The organism is Bifidobacterium santillanense (assembly GCF_018555385.1).
GTDB lineage: Bacteria > Actinomycetota > Actinomycetes > Actinomycetales > Bifidobacteriaceae > Bifidobacterium > Bifidobacterium santillanense.
Window position 1 is genome coordinate 16360 of the sequence record NZ_JAFEJS010000011.1, and the last position, 12831, is coordinate 29190.

The following is a 12831-nucleotide window of genomic DNA, read 5'->3' on the forward strand; positions in this document are numbered from 1 at the left end:
GTGCGGATATCGAAGCGGTCGATAGCGATGAGGCAACGTATGGGAGGAGCTGGGCTGGTCCTGCTCGTCGCGGCGCTGCTGATCTACACCGCCGGCGACCTGTGGCAGAACATCGCCTGGCCGCCGTTCTTCAGTTTCGACGAGACGCTGGAGGTCGATTACGTCTATCAGCTCACCCAGGGGCATCTGCCGACGTTCTTCGGCGGGGCGGAGTTCAATCCGCTCCACATGGACTACCCGTACGATGTCCAATGGCGCTACCAGCACCCGCCGCTGTTCTATGCGCTGGAGGCGCCGGTCTTCCTGCTGTTCGACACCCTGCATCATCCGATTCGCGGCATCTGGGCCATGCGCGCCTTGGTGTGGGTGATGGGCGTTCTGTTGATCGTCTGCTCTCGTTGGGCCGCGAAATGGGTCATCGGCGGCGAATGCCCGGCCGTCTCCCTCGTGCCCGTCATCGTGGCGTCGAACCGGTGCCTCCCCTCGGTCGTCTTCAACTACACGTTGGCGAGTCTGTGGGTGACGTTGCTGATCGGCATGACCGCCAAGCTCGTTCGGTCGATGCTTGAGGACGATGTATTGACCGGTTCGCTGACGACATATGCGTCGACCGTCCGCATGATCGTCCTATGGTGGCTGATCGTCGCTCTGGCGCCGTTGACCAGACTATCGACCGTGCCGATCATGGGCCTGTGCCTGCTGATCGTGTTCCTTGCGGTCCTCCTGTCCTCGCATCGCCGGATTCGCAACATCACCGTGTTGTGCGTGCTGCCCGGAATCATCGCCGTGGCCGCTTCGGCCTGGTTCTATCTCCGGTTGCACGCGTTGTCCGGAAACTTCACCGGTTCACAGCCGGAATGGTCACGTACCCATCTGCAGCGGAACACGAACAAGACGTTCATCCAGGCGCTGCTGGACCCGCATTTCTACAAGAGCACCATGTCCCAGTACCAGAATTCCGCGGTCACCAATACCGGCTGGGGATGGGCGTTCGTGCTGCTGCTGACCGTCATCCCCATGGTGGTCGGATTCATGGGCATCATCATGTGGGCTGTCCGTCGGTATCGCGGAGACGGAGGCATGCCTGCCGCGAATGCGTTCCTCGGGGGCAGGGGAGCGGGGCGCGCCGCCCTGCTGATGGCTCTGATGCTGGCGTTGTCGTTCGGCGGCACGGTGTTCCAGCAGCTGCTGTTCTATAAGCAGGGCGGCAGCGACAACGCCGTGTACTTCAGCCTGATCTCCATCGTGTTCGCCGTCGTCATCGCCATGGGATTCACGTGGGATGGCCTGCCGGGCTGGATGTCGAATGGCGTCGTCTGCATGTGGCTGACGCTGAAGGTGACGGCCTTGCTGTATGAGGCGGCGCTGAAATGGCCATTCGCCGTCGGCGGGACAATGGAGCACGCGGGGTTGCCGGCGCAATTCGCCGCGTACTCATCGCTTGTCGTCACATGCGCCGGCGTGCTGATCGCCGCGGTTACCGTCTGCCTGCGGCCGAGGCCGCGGCTCGGCGCACCCAATCGGCCAACTGCCGGGTGATGCGCTGCGCGGTGAACGCCTTCGCGGTCTCCTCCGCCGATTGCTGAGCGGCGTGCAGTCTCTCATCGTCCGCCAGCAGCTCTTCGATGGCGTCGGCCAGCCAGACCGCATCGCCCGGCTTCACGTACGTCACGCCATCACCGAGCATGCGGCGCTGCGGCGCGGTGTCCGAGGTGATGACGGCGCATCCGGCGGCCATGGACTGGTACACCTTGTTCGGCACCACGTGCAGGCCCTTGGGGGTGGTCGAGAAGATGCCGAGCGAGATCGCGTGCGAGGCGACCAGGGCCGGCAGGTCCTCCGGCTCGACCCACTCGCGGAACTCCACGTTGTCGAGCCCGGCGGCGATGGTGCGGACCTCGTCGTAGTCCTGCCCCTTGCCGATGAGCGTGAAGTGCGGGGTGAGCCCGCGCGAGGCCAGTTCCTTCGCGGCCCGCGCGATGACCGGCACGCCCTGCAGCGGCGTGTACAGGCCGTAGAACACGATGTCCCTGCTGCGGGTCGCCTCTCCGGAGGAGACGGCCTCCGCCTCGGCGTCGCCCGCTGTGTACCATTCGCGCGGCGCGCCGACGGGGATGACCATCGTCTCGTCGCCCGGACGGCACATGCGGCGGTGCTCCTCGGTGTCCAGCACGGTCAGCGTGGCCGCGCCGATCGCCATGCGGTCGAGCCGGTTGAGGAGTTTGACCTTGAGCCCCTGCGCGCCGCGGTCCTTGGCGGTGTCGCCGGCGAAGATGAGATGGTCGAGGACGATCGGCACCCCGTGGAACACGTGGTGGGCCAGCAGCACGTCGAAGTGCCCCATATAGCCCACAAGCACCGCGTCCGGGCGCCCGTTGCGCCTCATCCATGCGCGCGCGTCCCGGCGCAGCGCATGCCACAGGCCCAACAGGTTCCAGCCGAAGCCGAACAGCTTCCACGGCTTCTTGAGGATCTCCACGCGCTGAGCCGTCGACAGCTCCAGCGGGTGGTTGATCTCGGTCACCTCGCACCCGTTGGCGCGCAGGCCGTCGATGAGGATGCCCACGCGCGGATGCTTGCGTGTGTTGTAGGTGCCGAACGCAAGTACGCGGGGGCAGAGAGAAGAGGATTCGGTCCGATTTGTCACCGCTCGGCGTCCTCACCCTTATTGGAAGTTTCAGAGGCATCGGCCAGTCCGGTGGGCGTGCCGGTATAGCCGCCCCACTCGTCCTGCTGCGCCCAGATGCGCTGGTTCTCCCTGCAGTACATGAGCTCCTTGGTGCGCTCCAGTTCGTCCTCCACGAGCTTGCGCTGGATGCGCAGCACCTCGGAGATGATCTGCAGGGCCACGCAGAACGCCGACAGCATGATCAGCGCCACGCCCGCGAGCATCGACTGCAGATGGCCGGCCGAGGAGCCGGAGAAGAAGAACACCAGATACCGCACGAACGGGATCAGGCCGAGCACGCCGAAGACGACGGCCGCCCACTTGAAGATCACGTTCGCCTTGAACATGAGGAAGCTGCGGATGATCGCGCCGCCGGACTTCGCCATGTGCTCGAAGATGTTCGAGAACAGGCGGGATTCACGCGTCTTCGGGTTCGTGCGGATCGCGTACGAGGTGATGGCGATGCGCTTGTTGCCCGCCTGGATGATCGTCTCCATGCAGTAGCTGAACTCGGTGACGATGTTGAGCTTGAGCAGCGAGTTCTTCGAGTACGCGCGGAAGCCGCTGGCCGCGTCCGGGATGTGCGTGCCGGCCGCGAGGTTCACCACCCACGAGCCGAACGCCTGCATGCGGCGCTTGAACCAGCTGAACTCCTTGATGGTGGCGGTCTGACGGTCTCCGACCACGATATCCGCCTCGTGGCGGAGGATCGGCTGCACCAGCTCGCCGATCGTCTCGCTCGGGTACTGGTTGTCGCCGTCCGTGTTCACCACGATGTCGGCGCCGTGCTTCAGAGCGTAGTCCACGCCGTCGCGGAACGCGCGCGCCAGACCCATCGGCTTGGCGTGGTGCACGAAGTGCCTGACGCCCAGCGAACGCGCCACCTCGACGGTCCTGTCGCTGCAGCCGTCATCGATGATGAGCAGCTCCACGTCGTCGACGCCGGGGATCTCCTTCGGCATGTTCTTCAGCACCAGGGGGAGGGTTTTCTCCTCGTTCAAGCAAGGAATCTGTATGAAGAGACGCATAGGGTCAGGCACCTGCCATGAATAGGGTTCTACGATTGTTCAACGCGTTCATCATAGTCGTCGGCGCCAACACGGGGGAGTGCGGCTACTTCCCCAGCACCTTGAGCTGCTGCACGGTGATGACCTTGGCGGCGAACAGGACCGCCAGATATGCGACGTAGATCGCAGCGTACAGTACCGCAATCACCGGTAGACTCGTAAAGCCCGATTCCAGAGTCAGCTGTCCTGCAACGTTGAAATGCACAAATGTGACGTGCACCAGGACCCACAGCACCACGTTGGCGCCGAGGACGATCCACGTGCGCCGCAGCATCACGTTGCCGACCTTGCGGTACGTGCGCGCGAACGTGACCAGCATCGCGAGCCCGGTGCAGGTCACGCTGGCGACGGCGATGCCGGTAATGCCGAACGTGCGCGCGGAGACGATGAACACCGGAATCACCACGACGAGCGACACGATCGACAGCACGTCGGAGAACCGGCTGGAGCCGAACGAGTTGAGGACCATGTTGAGGATCACGGTGATGCCCATGAAGAAGTTGGAGAACGACAGGCAGGAGAGCGTCGCGGCCGCCACGTCGAACGACGGGCTGTAGAACGCCGCGAGCAGGTCGCCGCTGCTGGCGGAGACGACCACGGAGATCGGGAGGATGAACACGAACGCGATGAGCAGCAGTTCGCCGGTGCGCGTCACGGCCGCGTCGCGCCGCCCCTCCCCCACGAGCTTCGCCACGACCGGCAGGATGACGGTCGAGAACGCCTGCAGCAGGTAGTAGGCGATCTTGCCGAAGTTCATCGCGCCGGTGTAGTAGCCGGCCATCGATGCCGGCTCGACCACGGCCTTGACGATGAGGGTGTCCACGCTCAGCACGAGCGAGACCATGATGAAGAAGAAGGAGAAGCTCAGCGTGTGCGTGGCGACGTATCCGAACGGGATTCGCTCCACGCCGTCGGCCGCCGACCGCCGTTTCGGCAGGGAGTCCCGCCGTACGAACAGCAGCGCGCAGCCGAGGAGGATCGTCAGCACCACCGCGAGCAGGAAGCCGACCTCCACGCCGATGACCGGGTCGTCGCGGAACACGAAGATGATGAGCGGGATCACGCCGAGCTTGGCGATCGGGTAGAACGTGCTCAGCAGCGCGCTCGTGCCGAACCGCTGCAGTCCGTCATTGACGCCGAGCAGCACGGTCTGCAGGCCGTTGACGACGACCAGGAACGCGGCGATGCGGAAGTACCGGTCCAGCGTCGCGTCGTTGAGGACGATGCCGAACAGCGGGGCGCCGAGGAAGTTCACGCAGAAGAAGAACGCGACGACGATCAGCTGGAAGGCGAGCGTCTTGCCGACGACATCACGGAAGTCGTATCGTTTGCGCGAGATCTCGCTGGCGACCGACTGACGCGCGCCGTTCGAGACGAACATGTACTCGAAGTCGAGCACGGTGATAATCGTGCCGACCACGCCGTAGGCGGCCGGCGGCATCGTGTTGCCGAGGAAGAAGTGCAGCGCATACCCGCTGACGAAGAACACGACGTTGCTGATCAGGTTCAGCAGGAGCCCACGGCGCATATCATCCTCCACATACGACGATGGTGGCGTACCGCGGATACGATACGCCACCATCGCAACATCATCGGCGGCCGGCGTCAGTCGGCGTCAGTCGCGGCGGAACAGGTCTCGCGTGAAGACCTTCTCGCCGGCGTCGGCGAGGTCGGCGTTCCAGCGGTTCGCGACGATCACGCTGGACTCGGCCTTGAACGCGGCGAGGTCGTGCGTGACCTTGGAGCCGAAGAAGTCGGGCGCGTCGAGCGTGGGCTCGTACACGACGACGGTCAGGCCCTTGGCCTTGAGCCGCTTCATCACGCCTTGGATGGCGGACTGGCGGAAGTTGTCGGAGCCGGACTTCATGGTCAGGCGGTAGATGCCGATGACCGGGTTCTCGACGCCCTCGACGCGCTCCATGATCTCGTCGGCGATGAAGTCCTTGCGCGTGCGGTTCGCCGCGACGATCGCCTCGATGAGGTTCTGCGGCACCTTGTCGTAGTTGGCGAGGAGCTGCTTGGTGTCCTTGGGCAGGCAGTAGCCGCCGTAGCCGAAGCTCGGGTTGTTGTAGTCGTTGCGGATGCGCGGGTCGAGGCACACGCCGCTGATGATGGACTTCGTGTCGAGTCCGCGCGACTCCGCGTACGTGTCGAGCTCGTTGAAGTAGGCGACGCGCAGGGCGAGGTACGTGTTGGCGAACAGCTTGATGGCCTCGGCCTCGGTCAGTCCGACGACGAGCTGGGGGATGCCCTTGGTGCCGTCCGGGTTGGTGCGGTCCGTCTCCTCGGGCGCCGCGCCGTGGGCAAGGAGGCCGACGAAGGTGCGCGCCGCCTCGACGGCCTGCGGGTCGTCCTGCGGGGCGCCGGCGACGATGCGGCTCGGATGCAGGTTGTCGTACAGGGCGTGGCCCTCGCGCAGGAACTCCGGGGAGAAGAGGATACGGTCGTCGTGCAGGCGCTCGTGAAGCTGCTGGGTGTAGCCGACCGGGATCGTGGACTTGATGACGATCCACGCGTCCGGCGCGTACGTGCGCACGGCCTTGATCGCGGCCTCGACGCTGGAGGTGTCGAAGTAGTTCTTCTTCGGGTCGTAGTTGGTCGGGGTGGCGATCACCGCGTACTCGGCGCCCGTGTAGGCCTGCTCCGGGTCGAGCGTGGCATGGAAGTCCAGCGGACGCTCGCCCGAGGCGTTCTCCTGGAGGAAGTCGGTGATTTCAGCGTCGACGATCGGGCTCTTCGCGTTGTTGAGCAGCTCGACCTTCTCCGGCACGATGTCCAGCGCATGGACCTCGTTGTGCTGCGACAGCAGCAACGCCACGGACAACCCCACATAACCGGTACCGGCAACCGCGATTTTCATATGACTCCTCAACTCCTGTGTCCGAACTCGATACTGGTCAATCAGTGTAGTCGAATGGGCGTGGTCCGGCCGCGGATTATGCGAATGCCCCGTGAACGGGGGAAGATTTTCCATTCCCGTTCGCGGGGCATTCGTCTTTGCGGGATCGGCGATATCCGCCATTCGGGTTACTTGAGTGCGATCCAGGCGACGCTCTCCTGCGTCCAGCCGCTCGCGCCGACCTTCTCGTACTCGGTGAAGCTGGTGGTGAACACGTGCTCGCCGTTGTTCGGGTTGTACAGGCGGTACACCGGGATCGAGCCGTCGCCGGGCACGTGCCAGGCGATGCCCTCGTCGTTCCAGCCGCTGCGGATCAGGCTGCGCGCCTCGGCTTGGCTCATCGTGTAGTGGTGCGTGCCGTCGTTCGGATTGTAGACGCGGTAGACGGGGTAGCCCTTGGAGGACACGGTGAAGGAGACGTTCTCGTAGCGCCATCCCACGGACACCAGATGATCGGTCTCGGCCTTGGACGTGGTGTAGTGGTGCAGACCGCTGTTCGGATTGTACAGACGGTAGACCGGAGTCTCCGTGCCGCCCTGCTCGGGCTTGGAGGAGCCGTCGGAGCCGCCGCTGTAGTTCGCGATGAGCAGCTTGTATCCGACCAGCGACGCGACGTAGGCGTCCACGCTCAGCCCCTTGTCGCTCGAGGAGGCGGCGAAGTTTTGGGCCGAGTACTTGCCGGTGTCGCCATAGCCGGTGACGGTGTATCCGGACTTGGTCAGGTTGAGGTAGTGACCCACGATGTTCTCGTTGCGGGAGCCGAGGTCGTAGGCGGCCTTCTCGGTGAAGTACCAGCCTGCGTACGGGTCGAGATAGCCGTACGCGATGTTCTGGCCGGCGGCGGAGTAGTCGCCGTAGTCGAACGGATTGTAGTTCTGGTGCTGCATCGAACCCTTGGAATACATCCAGTCCGACGCGGTTTCGGCCATGGCCGTCAGCAGATGGCTGATGCGCAGCGGCGCGAGGCCGCGGAAGTTGTTGTCGTTGGTGCGCAGCGTGTTGCCGTGCTTGACGGACAGCGCCGCCTTGATTGCGTTGTCGATCGATGTGGCCGAATTGGCCTCGCCGAGACGCAGATACGGCGCACGCGACGGGTCGGCGCGGACCTGCTCGAACCACGCGACCGCATCCTCGGCACCGATGTACTCGTAGTAGCCGAGCATGCTGTTGCGGATCTGCGGGTCGGAGTCGAGCGATTTCGCGCTCGCCGACACCGCAATCGTGGTGGCGGGCGCGGCGGTCTCGTCGGCCGAGGCCGCGGAGACCGGCCCCGCGACGGCCAATGCGGCCACCGCCGCAACGGCCGCGATGGCCTTGCTGATGCAACGAATCGTCATAATTCCCCTTTTCCTGGGACTTCCTCGAGGTCGGCCTTTGGCATTCCGTATTCACCATTCACCGCCCATTCTCGCCTCCGATTTTACCCTTCGCGCACATGACGCGAAAACGGGTATGCGGTGCCGTTCTGTCTACGGTGAGGAGGAAGCTGAAAGCAAGCTGGGAGTCTTTCCCGACTTCGTCTCGTCGACGGGCGTAGGGGCGGTTGGCCGACATTGAAGAAGAGAAGGAAGCAGCGATGCGACAACCCATCCATGTGGGGTCGAGGCTGACTGCGACGGCTGCCGCCGTCGCGATGTTGTTTGGTTTCGGGTTTGGTGCGGCTACGGCCAATGCGGCCGAGACGTCCGGCGACGTGACCATCAATGCCACCAGTTTCCCGGATCCGGTTTTCAGGGATTACGTCACCAAGCGATGCGACAAAGACGGCAATGGCGTGTTGAGCCAGTCCGAACGTGAGTCAGTGTCGGTTATCGATACCGATGGCGCGTCAGCTATGGGGCAATGGGATGCCGATGGCATCGCTCATACGCTCAAAGGAATAGAGTTGTTCCCCAATCTGGGGGCTCTGTCTTTCGGCTCGCGGACGACGGATGTTTCCGTTTTGGATTTGTCGGGGAATCCGCGATTGCAGACATTGGAAGGTTACAGCAAGACCTTAACTTCTGTGAATCTGTCAAAGAACGTGGAACTCAGACGTGTTTCACTGAACGTTAATCCTCATCTCCAATCCCTCGACGTTTCTCATAATGCAAAACTGACTTATCTGGCAGTGCAAGCAACAGGTCTGGAATCACTGGACGTATCGAAGAATCCTGAGCTGCAGAATCTTCTTATTTCCAACACCAAGATTACGACATTGGACATCAGTCATAACGCTCGTCTCGACAGTTTGACTGCAGATGGCGCTTCATTGTCTTCCTTGGATACGTCCGGTAATCCAAAACTCTCGGAAATTGGTCTCTCCGGCACAAATATCACCGCTTTGGATATATCTAAGAATCCAGAATTACTCTATTTGGATGTCTCCAAGACGAAGCTGGGGACTCTTAATGTCAAGCAAAATGCGCGGTTAAAAATTCTGAATATTTCCGATACTCAAATATCATCTATTGATGTTTCCGGTAATGCTAATCTTGTTTCGCTGAAAGCCAATGATGATGATCTTCGATCTCTTGATCTTACGAAGAACACCAAACTGGAGAGTCTGATTTTGGATAACAACGAAATCGGCAATCTTGACCTCAGCGAGAACTCCGACCTCGCCAGCCTAAGCATCAACGACAACCGGCTAACATCACTTGACGTATCTAAGAATAATCGATTGATGGTTGTCTACGCCAAGAACAACAGCTTGCTTGCTGTCCGACTGTCGACAACTGCTCCTTATGATAATAGAAGCGATTTTTCCGGTAACATCTTCCGCGTTGCCAATGGGAATACGCTGGATATTGCCAAATATGTTCCATTCGAACTCGGAACAATTGATAATGTGAATGGTGGCACCCTCAAAGGTGCTTCAATTACAGCCAATGCTGTTCCTGGTACCGTTACCTACCGATACAATATTCAGTATTACGAGGACAGATTCGGGTTCCCGGTGAGTGTGGTATTTGCTGGAGGCAAGGATTCCGCAAAGCCTGTAATCGCTGGTGTCTCTGATATCACGGTTGGACAGAATTCTGCATTTGACGCGAAATCCGGAGTGACTGCGACGGATGACGTTGACGGTGATGTGACGGATAGAATCGTGGTGAAGAACGATGTCGATACGTCTAAGCCCGGAAAATATCAGGTGACATACAGCGTGTCGGATAAGGCCGGTAACACGGCAACGGCGACTCGTACCGTTACCGTTATCGCCTTGAACTACGATGCACTGAATCAGGCTATTGCGGATGCCGAAAAGCTGTCTGACAGTGAATATACGCAGGATTCTTGGAAAGCATTGCGGAGTGCGCTGTCTGCGGCAAACGCAGTAAAGGGTAATGCCAAGGCCACTCAGGATGCAATCGATTCCGCTACAGCTCGACTTCGCAATGCGATCGCTAGACTGCAAAAGCCCGCAACCAAGCCGGCGGATAAGTCCGTGTTGGATGATGCCATCGCGAAGGCCGGGAAGCTGAACGAGAAGGACTACACCGCTGACTCGTGGAAGTCGCTCCAGACCGCGTTGTCTGCTGCCGAACAGGTGCAGTCCAAGGCCGATGCGACCCAGCAAGAGGTGACGGATGCCGCCGGCAAGCTCAATGCCGCGATTGACGCTCTTGAGAAGAAGCCGGCTCCGGCTCCTGTTGATAAGTCCGCGTTGAACGCCGCCATCGCGAAGGCCGGGAAGCTGAGCGAGAAGGATTATACGGCTGATTCGTGGAAGCCGTTTGCCGATGCTCTTGTTACCGCTCAGAAGGTGGCAGGTGATAAGTCCGCGACACAGCAGCAGGTGAATGACGCGAAGTCCGCTCTCGAGAAGGCCGAAGCCGGTCTCAAGAAGAACACCCCGACTCCTACTCCTGCCGTGATTGGCATCAAGGTAGTTAAGAATCCGGCCAAGACGGAGTACGAAGTCGGTGAGACGTTCTCGGCCGACGGCCTAAAGGTCGCGAAGATTCCATCCAAGGGCGATCCGATTGATCTGAAGTCTGACGAATATACGCTCGCCGCCAAGAACGAAGCCGGTGAGAAGGTTGATTTGTCGAAGCCGTTTACCGAGTCCGCCGTGGGCAAGGTGACGGTGACGGTCACGTTGAAGTCCGATTCGAAGAAGACGGCGACGTTCACGATCACGGTCGTCAAGAAGGACCAGCCGCAGCCTCCGACTCCTGAACCGACTCCTACGCCTACGCCGACTCCTACCCCTACGCCCACTCCGACTCCTACGGTGACCGCGGTGCCGGTGTATCGCGTGTACAACCGCAACTCCGGTCTGCACCATTACACCACGAGTGAAGCGGAGCGCCATCACTTGGTGCGCCTCGGCTGGCGTGACGAGGGAGTGTCATTCAGGGCCGCGAAGGCGGATTCCTCGAACGCGAACCTCAAGCCGGTCTATCGCGAGTACAACCCGAATGATGGCAACCACAACTTCACCACTTCGCTGACCGAGCATAAGCATCTGATCAAGCTCGGTTGGCGTGACGAAGGGATTGCTTGGTATGTGGATAGCACTGCCTCCACGGATGTGTACCGCTTGTACAACCCGAATTCGGGCGAGCACGTGTACACGACGTCCAAGGTCGAGTACGAGAACGTCGGCCGTGCGGGCTGGAAGCAGGAGGGAGTCGCCTGGCAAAGCCTCAAATAATGCCATCCAGCCGTCGGCTCGCCGCATAAGCGGGTCGTAAACCGTCAGGGGCATCACTGCATGACCGGCAGTGATGCCCCTCGACTTTGTCATATCAGCATGTGTGCCGGGATTCCATGACGACCATGAAGAGGGGTAGCGTTTTCAGTGTGGGCGTAAACCGCGCTCACAGTGGACGGCCCGGTATCGGGACGTCCGAAGAGAGACTAAGGGAGCTCCGCAATGAAGCATTTTGGAAAGGCCTTCGTCGCATTCGCGGCGGCAGCCGGCATAGCTGTGGCCGGCGTTCCGGCGGCCAACGCCGCATTTGTTCCGGAAAATTCGCCCAACACATTCGCCAACTACTCCATCAGCAACGTCAAGGTGTCGGACATCGGTTCCGATTCGGCGACGGTGACGTTCAACTGGAAGATCACCATGTACGAGGGATACATCACGCCTGACGGCATGGGCGGCGGCTATCGTCCGATCGCCTTCAACCCCGCCTACGTCAAGAGCGTGTGCGCCGTCGCGGACATCAGCCGCGTCACCGACATCACGCCGATCGCCAACGACTCCACCACCGACTGGGGTTCCACCATCGCGACATGGCCTGAGGACTATGTGTGCGGCAGCTCCGGGACCGATCGTGCACTCCATGAGCGGGATCTCAACCTGCCCAAGAGCCACGAGGCCAACAGCGGCACGTTCCTGGCGGCGAAGTACAGCGGACAGTCCTTCTGGCAGGCCGACAACGGAGCACAGTGGGACGGCAAGTCCGGCAGCGGCACCTTCTCCGTGAAGCTCACCGGCCTGACCCCGGGAACCACCTACGGCAACAACCTGGACAACATCGATTCCTCCTACACCGATCCGCTGTATTGGACGTACAACAAGTTCGATGCATTGTGGCGCGACGGTGTGAAGACCAAGACGGCGGTGGACCTGCGCTCCGCCCGCGTCGGCCTGCACGTCGATCTGAAGAGCGGCACTCCGGTGTCCGATTACAATGAGTCCAACAAGTCCGAGATCAACAAGCTCGCCTTCGACTTCACTCCCGGTGCGATTCCTGACTTCACCACGCTCAAGGCCGGCGAGACGAAGCCCGACAAGCCGACTCCGTCGTCTCATGCGGTGGTGTACCGCGCGTTCAACCCGAACGAAACGCGTGGCGGCTCGCACCTGTACACGACCAGCAAGGCCGAGTACAACAAGGTGATCCAGGCCGGTTGGCGCGGTGAGGGCCCGCAGTTCGAGGCCTCGTCGAACGAGAAGGACACCCCCGTTTATCGTCTCTACAATCCGAACGACGGATCCCACCACTACACGCTGAGCGCCAAGGAGCGTGACGCCTTGGTGCGTGCCGGCTGGAGGAGCGAGAACGTGGCCTGGTATGTGGCTGCGGATGCGACCACCCCGGTGTACCGCGTGTACAACCCGAATACGGGCGAACACGTGTTCACCGTGTCCAAGCCCGAAGCGTCCGCTGCGGTCAAGGCCGGTTGGCACGACGAAGGTACCGCATTCAACGCGTACCTCGCGCAGTGAGTCTTTTCTGAACTGATTGATGCCCCGACAG

The 12831-nt window shown here is 61.3% G+C and carries 8 protein-coding genes; 3 read left to right on the forward strand and 5 right to left on the reverse strand.

Annotated features, from left to right (window positions below; genetic code table 11):
* Positions 1–39: 39 nt before the first annotated feature.
* Positions 40–1539 (forward strand): hypothetical protein, encoded by a 1500-nt coding sequence (locus tag JS528_RS09230; RefSeq protein WP_214358772.1) that lies wholly within the window; start codon positions 40–42, stop codon positions 1537–1539.
* Here JS528_RS09230 and JS528_RS11805 read toward each other — a convergent pair.
* The 5 genes from JS528_RS11805 to JS528_RS09255 form a co-directional block, all read right to left on the reverse strand.
* Positions 1478–2566 carry a glycosyltransferase gene (locus JS528_RS11805; protein ID WP_214358773.1) on the reverse strand — a complete coding sequence of 363 codons (1089 nt, stop codon included), beginning with the start codon at positions 2564–2566 and terminating at the stop codon, positions 1478–1480. The two genes, JS528_RS09230 and JS528_RS11805, sit on opposite strands and share 62 nt — an antisense overlap.
* 77 nt (positions 2567–2643) lie before the next feature.
* On the reverse strand, positions 2644–3669 hold the full coding sequence (locus JS528_RS09240; protein WP_214358774.1) for a glycosyltransferase family 2 protein: 1026 nt from the start codon (positions 3667–3669) through the stop codon (positions 2644–2646).
* 112 nt (positions 3670–3781) lie between these two features.
* Positions 3782–5263: an MATE family efflux transporter gene (locus JS528_RS09245; protein ID WP_214358775.1), complete on the reverse strand. Its 1482-nt coding sequence runs from the start codon at positions 5261–5263 to the stop codon at positions 3782–3784.
* 87 nt (positions 5264–5350) lie between these two features.
* Complete coding sequence (locus JS528_RS09250; protein ID WP_214358776.1) at positions 5351–6595, reverse strand: nucleotide sugar dehydrogenase; 1245 nt, start codon at positions 6593–6595, stop codon at positions 5351–5353.
* Between the two features lie 167 nt (positions 6596–6762).
* Positions 6763–7971: a CAP domain-containing protein gene (locus JS528_RS09255; RefSeq protein ID WP_214358777.1), complete on the reverse strand. Its 1209-nt coding sequence runs from the start codon at positions 7969–7971 to the stop codon at positions 6763–6765.
* A gap of 206 nt (positions 7972–8177) precedes the next feature.
* On the opposite strand from JS528_RS09255, the gene JS528_RS09260 reads away from it, so the two are divergent.
* Both JS528_RS09260 and JS528_RS09265 read left to right on the forward strand, forming a co-directional pair.
* Complete coding sequence (locus JS528_RS09260; protein WP_214358778.1) at positions 8178–11273, forward strand: immunoglobulin-like domain-containing protein; 3096 nt, start codon at positions 8178–8180, stop codon at positions 11271–11273.
* A 222-nt stretch (positions 11274–11495) separates the two neighbouring features.
* Complete coding sequence (locus tag JS528_RS09265; protein WP_214358779.1) at positions 11496–12800, forward strand: hypothetical protein; 1305 nt, start codon at positions 11496–11498, stop codon at positions 12798–12800.
* The last annotated feature ends 31 nt before the right edge of the window (positions 12801–12831 follow it).

Coding starts and splice junctions, on each gene's coding strand:
- JS528_RS09230 (WP_214358772.1), top strand. CDS start 40: ATGGGAGGAGCTGGGCTGGTCCTGCTCGTCGCGGCGCTGCTGATCTAC.
- JS528_RS09265 (WP_214358779.1), top strand. CDS start 11,496: ATGAAGCATTTTGGAAAGGCCTTCGTCGCATTCGCGGCGGCAGCCGGC.
- JS528_RS09255 (WP_214358777.1), bottom strand. CDS start 7,971: ATGACGATTCGTTGCATCAGCAAGGCCATCGCGGCCGTTGCGGCGGTG.
- JS528_RS09250 (WP_214358776.1), bottom strand. CDS start 6,595: ATGAAAATCGCGGTTGCCGGTACCGGTTATGTGGGGTTGTCCGTGGCG.
- JS528_RS09245 (WP_214358775.1), bottom strand. CDS start 5,263: ATGCGCCGTGGGCTCCTGCTGAACCTGATCAGCAACGTCGTGTTCTTC.